2 protein-coding genes are annotated in these 8,276 nt (G+C 63.2%); both read left to right on the top strand.

Annotated elements, in window-relative coordinates; genetic code table 11:
* The coding region (locus FX984_RS32340; RefSeq protein ID WP_223841685.1) for a phosphopantetheine-binding protein at positions 1-649 on the top strand (649 nt) is incomplete at its 5' end.
* A gap of 10 nt (positions 650-659) precedes the next feature.
* Positions 660-8,276: amino acid adenylation domain-containing protein (locus FX984_RS32335; RefSeq protein WP_154905414.1), on the top strand; the 7,617-nt coding region annotated here is incomplete at its 3' end.

Below are 8,276 nucleotides of genomic sequence, written 5' to 3'. Positions count from 1 at the left end.
CGCCGGGCGTATCGACCATCAAGTCAAGCTGCGCGGCCTGCGCATCGAACTGGGGGAAATCGAAGCGCGCCTGCTGGAACACGCGTGGGTGCGCGAGACCGCCGTGCTGGCGGTCGACGGTAAATACCTGGTGGGCTACCTGGTGCTGCAAAACGCCGGGGACGACTGGCGCGATGTGCTCAGCGCCCATCTTGCCCAGCAGTTGCCGGACTACATGGTGCCCGCCCAATGGGTGCTGCTGGAGCAGATGCCTCTGAGCCCCAACGGCAAACTGGATCGCAAGGCTTTGCCCAAGGCGGACGCCAGCTTGCACGCGCGGGCGTACGTCGCGCCGCAGAGCGAGCTGGAACAGCAGATCGCCGCGATCTGGGCCGAAGTCCTGGCGGTACCGCGCGTGGGGTTGAACGACAACTTCTTCGAACTGGGCGGGCACTCGCTGCTGGCGACCCAGGTGGTGGTGCGCCTGCGCGAGCAGCTGCATGCCGAATTCGACGTCAAATCGATCTTCACCACCCCGACCCTGGCCGATTTCAGCGCCTATGTGGCAGGCCAGCAGACAAATAATTCGCCGGTGCAGGACGCATTGGCTAAATCCTTGGAGGCTCTCAAACGTCTATCAGCAGAAGATTTGGATAAATTGACTTCCTGAGGGGCGTGGCGTGCAAGCATTAATCGAGTCGGTAGGGTCACTTTCGGCGCAGCAAAAGAAAGCGTTGGCGGTAATGCTCAAGCAGCAAGGCATCAACCTGTTTGAGATTGCCCCGGTTTTCAAGCGCCAGGAAGGTGAGCCTCTTCGGCTCTCTTATGCCCAGGAGCGGCAGTGGTTTTTGTGGCAGTTGGAGCCGCAGAGCACCGCCTATCATGTGCCAAGGGCCTTGCGCCTTACCGGCGAACTGGACGTGGCCGCGTTGCAGCGCAGCTTTGACACACTGGTGCTGCGCCATGAAAGCCTGCGCACGCATTTGCAGGAGGACGGCGACAGTGCCTTGCAGGTGATTGCCGATCAGGTACGGGTGGAGATCGCCCTGGTCGACGCCGAGGAATCCGAACTCAAGGCGCTGGTGGAAGCCGAGATCGCCCAGCCATTCGATTTGCAACAAGGCCCGCTGTTGCGGGTCAAGCTGCTGCGCCTGGCGCCCCAGGAGCATGTGCTGGTGCTGGTGCAGCATCACATCGTCTCCGATGGCTGGTCGATGCAGGTGATGGTCGACGAGCTGGTGCAACTGTACGCCGCCTATGTGCAGGGCCAGGACCTGCAACTGCCGGCCTTGCCGATCCAGTACGCCGACTACGCGCTATGGCAGCGCAGCTGGATGGAGGCGGGCGAGCGTGAGCGCCAATTGGGTTACTGGAAAGGCATGCTCGGCGGCGATCAACCGGTCCTCGAAATGCCCATGGACCGTCCACGGCCAGCGCTACAGAGCTACCGCGGGGCCAGGCTGGACCTGACCCTGGAAGCCTCTCTGGTGGCAGGCCTCAAGACCTTGGCGCAGCGTGAAGGTGTGACGATCTTCATGCTGTTGCTGGCGTCGTTCCAGGCTGTGCTGCACCGCTACAGCGGCCAGGGTGACATCCGCATCGGCGTGCCGGTGGCCAACCGTAATCGGGTGGAGACCGAGCGCCTGATCGGCTTTTTCGTCAACACGCAAATCCTCAAGGCCGATATCGACGGCCAGATGACCTTCCGTGAACTGCTGCAGCAGACCCGCCAACGCGCGGTCGAGGCCCAGGCCCATCAGGACCTGCCGTTCGAACAGCTGGTGGAAGCGCTGCAGCCCGAGCGCAGCCTGAGCTACAACCCGTTGTTCCAAGTGATGTTCAACCACCAGACCGACACTCAGCGCGGTGGCGGCAGCGTAACGGGGTTGCAAGTGCAAGGGCTGGAGTGGGACAGCAAGACGTCGCAGTTCGACCTCAGCCTCGACACTCAGGAGTCGGCTGACGGTATCCAGGCGTCGCTGACCTATGCCACTGACTTGTTCGACGCCCCGGGCCTGGAGCGCTTCCTTGCCCATTGGCATCGCCTGTTGCACCGGGTGGCCCAGGATTGCGGTGGCCGTATCGGTGAATTGCCCCTGTTGGATGATGCCCAGTGGCAGCAACAGGTGCACGGCTGGAACCACACGCCCATGGCGTTTGCGCAGGACGAGGGCGTGCATCGGTTGCTGGAGGCCCAGGCGCAAGCGCGCCCCGACGCCATTGCCCTGGTGTGCAACGGCCAGGCGCTGAGTTACGGCGAGCTGAACTGTTGCGCCAACCGCCTGGCCCATCGCCTGCGCGCTGCGGGTGTCGGGCCGGACGTGCTGGTGGCGGTGGCCCTCGACCGCTCGGTGGACATGGTCTTGGCCCTGCTGGCGACGCTGAAGGCCGGTGGCGCCTACGTGCCGCTCGATCCGCAATTCCCGGCGGACCGGCTGGCCTTCATGCTGGAAGACAGCCGCGCTCGCGTGCTATTGACTGCCGGCGACCTGCACCAACGCCTGCCCCTGGCGGCCGACCAGCAGGTGTTGTTCATGGACGCGCAGCAAGACGCACGCTACAGCAGCGCCAACCCCGAGGTGGCACTGACGGGCGAGCACCTGGCCTATGTGATCTACACCTCCGGTTCCACCGGCAAGCCCAAGGGCGTGATGGTGCGTCATGGCGCACTGAGCAGCTTCACCCATGGCATGGCCAGCACCCTGGCCATTGGCGCTGACGCGCGGCTGTTGTCGTTGACCACGTTCTCGTTCGATATCTTTGCCCTGGAACTCTACGTGCCACTGGCGACGGGAGCGACGGTGGTGCTGGCCGACAAGGAAGTGTCCCTGGACCCCGAGGCGATTCTGGGTCTGGTGCAGCGCGAAGCGATCAGTGTGGTGCAAGCCACGCCTTCGAGCTGGCGCATGCTCCTGGACAGCGAACGCCGTGCCTTGCTGCACGGGGTCAAGTGCCTGTGCGGTGGCGAAGCGTTGCCGGCCGACCTGGCCCAGCGCATGCTGGCCCAGCAGGGCACGGTGTGGAACCTGTATGGCCCGACCGAAACCACTATTTGGTCGGCGGCCCATGAGTTGGTCGAGCCGGTGCCCTTTGTCGGGCGGCCGATCGCCAACACCTCATTGTTCATTCTTAATGCCGATCTCGTGCCGTGCCCGGTAGGCGTTGCAGGCGAGCTGCTGATCGGCGGTGTCGGCCTGGCCCGGGGGTATCACGGCCGGGCTGCGTTGACCGCCGAACGTTTTGTGCCCAACCCGTTTGCGCGCAACGGCGAGCGGCTTTATCGCACAGGCGACCTGGCGCGCTATCGCGCGGATGGCGTGGTCGAGTACATCGGCCGCGTCGACCATCAGGTCAAGGTGCGTGGGTTCCGTATCGAACTGGGAGAGATTGAGGCGTGCCTGCGTGAGCAGGCCGATGTGCGCGAAGCCGCCGTGGTGGCTGAGCATGACCAATTGCTGGCCTACCTGGTCACCCGGCACCCGGTGTCGGATGAGGAGCAGGTCACCCTGCGCGAGCGGTTCAAGGCCGCCCTGCGCGAGCAGTTGCCGGAGTACATGGTGCCGGCCTACCTGGTGTTTTTGGAGCGGATGCCACTGACGCCCAATGGCAAGCTCGACCGCAAGGCGTTGCCCAAACCTGATGCCGCTGCCCTGCTAAAACGCTTTGTGCCGCCTGTCACCGAACGCGAGTGCCAGGTCGCGGCCATCTGGGCCGAGGTGCTGGGGTTGTCTCAGGTTGGCCTGGAGGATCACTTCTTCGAAATCGGTGGGCACTCGTTGCTGGCCACGCGGGTGGTGTCTCGTGTACGCCAGTCACTGGGTATCGATGCACCGTTGAAAGGCCTGTTCGAACAGCCGGTGCTTGGCCGGTTCGTGCAGGCGTTGTCAGGCACCGTGCTGGACTCGCCGCCGATCCTGCTGTTGGCACGTGATCAAGCCCTGGCGCTGTCCTATGCCCAGGAGCGGCAGTGGTTCCTCTGGCAACTGGAGCCGCAGAGCACCGCGTATCACATCCCGGCGGCCCTGCGCTTGCGCGGCGCCCTGGATCGCCGGGCCTTGCAACGTAGCTTCGATAGCCTGCTTGAACGGCATGAAACCCTGCGTACCGTGTTTGTCGTGGATGGCGAGCGCACGGTACAGCGGATCGATGCGCCGACCGCGTTGCTGATCGAAAACGAGGTTCTGCACAGTGATGAGCCTGGCAGCTTGAAGGTCCGGGTCGAAGCAGAAATCGCTCGTCCGTTCGACTTGTGCAAAGGCCCGCTGCTGCGGGTCAAGCTGTTGCGCCTGGCCGCGGACGATCATGTGCTGGTGCTGGTGCAGCACCACATCATCTCCGACGCCTGGTCGATGGAGGTAATGGTCGATGAGCTGGTGCAAGCTTATGCTGCGTTCAGCCAGGGCCTGGAGCCTCAGTTGCCGACACTGCTGGTTCAATATGCCGATTATGCGGTGTGGCAGCGTGGATGGATGGAGGCGGGCGAGCAGGCCCGCCAGCTGGCCTACTGGGCTGAACGCCTGGCCGGTGAGCAGCCCGTGTTGGAGCTGCCGCTGGATCATCCACGCCCGGCGGTACAAAGCCATCGCGGCGCACGCCTGGACCTGGTGCTGGACGCCGCGCTGGCGAGCGAACTGCAGGCTTTGGCCCAGCGTCAGGGCGCGACCCTGTTCATGGTGTTGCTGGCGTCCTTCCAGGCCTTGTTGTATCGCTACAGCGGCCAATCGGATATTCGCGTCGGCGTGCCGATTGCCAACCGCAACCGGGTCGAGACCGAGCGTCTGATTGGTTTCTTCGTCAATACCCAAGTGCTGAAGGCCGATATCACCGGTGAGTTGTCGTTTGTCGAATTGTTGCAGCAGGTCAAGCACACGGCCCTGGACGCGCAAGCGCATCAGGACCTGCCGTTCGAGCAGTTGGTGGAGGCGTTGCAGCCGGAACGCAGCCTGAGCCATAGCCCGTTGTTCCAAGTGATGTTCAACCACCAGTCCGATGCGCGCGACGAGGCGGGCGCGCAGTCGATTCCGGGTTTGCAGGTCGAAGGTCTGGAATGGGATAGTCACACTGCACACTTTGACTTGAGCCTGGATACCCAGGCGTCCGCGGACGGGCTCTGGGCATCGTTGACCTACGCGACAGATCTGTTCGAGGCGGCCACCATTGGACGCATGGCCCAGCATTGGCTTGGCCTGCTGCGGGCGGTGGTGAAGACACCGACCCATCCTATTGCGTGCTTGCCATTGCTGGCGGCTGAAGAACAGCACACGCTGCTGCAGGCCTGGAATACCAATTGCCCGGCGGCTGCGTGGCAGAGCGGCGTCCATCGCCTGTTCGAGGCCCAGGTGCTGCAACGCCCGCAAGCGGTGGCACTGGTACTCGATGGCGAGTCACTGACCTATGACGCGCTCAATCGGCAAGCCAACAGTCTGGCTCATTGCCTGGTGGCAGAGGGCGTGGGTCCGGAAGTGTTGGTGGGGGTCGCAGTAGAGCGCTCCTTTGCCATGGTGGTCAGCCTGTTGGCGGTCCTTAAGGCCGGTGGTGCCTATGTGCCGCTCGACCCGCAGTACCCGCGCGAACGCCTGGCTCATATACTCGAAGACAGTGGCGTGCGCCTGGTGCTGATCCAGTCCCGTGTGCCGATGGCGTTGCCCGCAGGCGTTGCTGTCTTGGCGATCGATACGGTCTCGCTGGCGTCGTACGCCGAGGAAAACCTTAGCGCAACAGTCGGGCCGCACAACCTGGCCTATGTGATCTATACCTCCGGCTCGACCGGTAAACCCAAGGGCGTGGCGATCGACCATGGCGCCTTGAGCGAATTCGCGAGCATTGCCGCCGGTTATTCCAAGCTGACTGAGAATGACCGCGTACTGCAGTTTGCGACCCTGAACTTCGATGGGTTCGTCGAGCAGTTGTATCCGGCGCTCACCCACGGCGCAGCCGTGGTACTGCGTGGCCCGGAACTGTGGGACAGCGGGCGCCTGTACCGCGAAATCCTGCAACAAGGCATTACCCTGGCCGACTTGCCGACGGCCTACTGGAACGTGTTCCTGCTCGACTGTCTGGCAGCCGGACCGCGTACCTATGGTGCCTTGCGGCAAATGCATATCGGTGGCGAAGCCATGCCGCTGGACGGTCCCGCACAATGGTTGCGTGCGGGCCTGGGGCATGTGCGACTGCTCAACACCTATGGACCGACCGAGGCCACGGTGGTCTCCAGTGTGCTGGACTGCACCTCGGGCGATGACGTCATTGGCGCCACCGCCAGCCCGATTGGTCGCTCCCTGCCGGGGCGTGCTTTGTACGTGCTGGACCGGGACCTCAACCTCGCGCCGTTGGGCGCCGTGGGCGAGTTGTATATCGGCAGCGCCTGTGGTCTGGCGCGCGCTTACCTGAACCGGCCATTGCTGACGGCCGAACGCTTTGTCGCTGATCCTTTCAGCGGTAACGGCGATCGCCTGTACCGTACCGGGGATCTGGCGCGTTACCGTGCCGATGGCGTGATCGAATACGTAGGGCGGGTCGATCATCAAGTCAAGATCCGCGGTTTCCGTATCGAGCTGGGTGAAATCGAAGCCCTGTTGCTGGCCCAGGCGGGTGTTCGTGAGGCCGTGGTGTTGGCGGTGAACAACCAGTTGCTGGCCTATCTGGTGGCCGAACAGCCAGACACCCGCGCATTGGAAGAAGCGCTCAAGGCGGTACTGCGTGAGCAATTGCCGGACTATATGGTGCCGGCCCACCTGATGTTCCTTGAGCGCCTGCCGCTGAACCCCAACGGCAAGCTGGATCGCCAGGCATTGCCAAAACCGGATGCGAGCCTTTCGCTGCAAACCTGGGTCGCGCCGGTCAGTGCACTTGAGGTGCAAGTGGCGGCGATGTGGGCGGATATCCTCGGGGTGGAGCGCGTCGGCCTCATGGATCACTTCTTCGAGCTGGGCGGGCACTCGCTGCTGGCCATGCAAGTGGCCTCGCGACTGCGCCAGGCGCTGGCATTGGAAGTGCCGCTCAAGGTGCTGTTCGAACAGCCGCGCCTGCAAGGATTTGTCGCCGCGCTGCTCGCGCTCGAAGCGAGTGAGGGTGCCAAGGCGCCGGCGCTGGTTCCCGTGGCACGTGACCACGGCTTGCCGCTGTCATATGCCCAGGAACGGCAGTGGTTCCTCTGGCAACTGGACCCAGGCAGCGCCGCTTACCACGTGCCCAGCGCGCTGCGCCTGAAGGGGCCGTTGGATCAAGCTGCGCTGCAACAAAGCTTTGACCGCCTGGTGGCGCGTCATGAGAGCCTGCGCACTCTGTTGCGCCAGGAAAACCACGGCGCCGTGCAAATCGTGGCTGAGCCTGCACCTGTCACCATCACCCGTAGCGACGTGCTGGAGGCTGACCTCCAAGCCACCGTGGAGGCTAAGATAGCGCTCACGTTCAACCTGGAGCAGGGCCCGCTGCTGCGTGTTGAGCTGCTGCGCATCGCTGATGAAGACCATGTACTGGTGCTGGTACAGCACCATATCGTTTCCGATGGTTGGTCGATGCACGTCATGGTCGATGAACTGGTGCAACTGTATGGTGCGTTCAGCCAGGGTCAAGACCTGCAGTTGCCTGCACTGCCGATTCAATATGCCGATTACGCCGTATGGCAACGCGACTGGATGGATGCTGGCGAGAAAGAGCGCCAACTCGCCTACTGGCTTGATCTGCTGGCAGGTGAACAACCCGTGCTTGAGTTGCCGTTCGACTTCCAGCGCCCGGCGGAGCAAAGCCATCACGGTGCGCGTTTGCACCTGGAGTTGCCGACCACACTGGTGTCCGGCCTCAACGCCTTGGCCCAGCGCGAAGGCGTGACGATGTTCATGCTGTTGCTGGCTTCGTTCCAGACCTTACTGCATCGCTACAGTGGTCAGGAAGACATCCGCGTCGGTGTGCCGATTGCCAACCGCAATCGCGTTGAAACTGAACGGCTCATTGGCTTTTTCGTCAACACTCAGGTGCTCAAGGCTGATATCGATGGGCAAACCACCGTTGCCCAGTTGCTGCAGCAGGTCAAGCAGCGCGCGCTGGACGCCCAGGCCCATCAGGACTTGCCGTTCGAGCAATTGGTAGAGGCGCTGCAGCCGGAGCGCAGCCTGAGTCTGAACCCGTTGTTTCAGGTGATGTTCAACCACCAGGTGGCCAACCGCCAGGCTTTCGCGGAGCACGCGTCGAGTGAGCTGAGTGTCGAAGGGCTGGCCTGGAACAGCCACACCGCGCATTTCGATCTTGACCTGGACGTCCACGAGTGGGGTGAGGGGCTGAGTGCTTCACTGGGGTAT

The sequence above is a fragment of the Pseudomonas marginalis genome (assembly GCF_008692035.1).
Taxonomy (GTDB): domain Bacteria; phylum Pseudomonadota; class Gammaproteobacteria; order Pseudomonadales; family Pseudomonadaceae; genus Aquipseudomonas; species Aquipseudomonas marginalis.
Note: the sequence above shows the minus strand (reverse complement) of the source record. Positions and strands in the feature narration are given on the sequence as shown.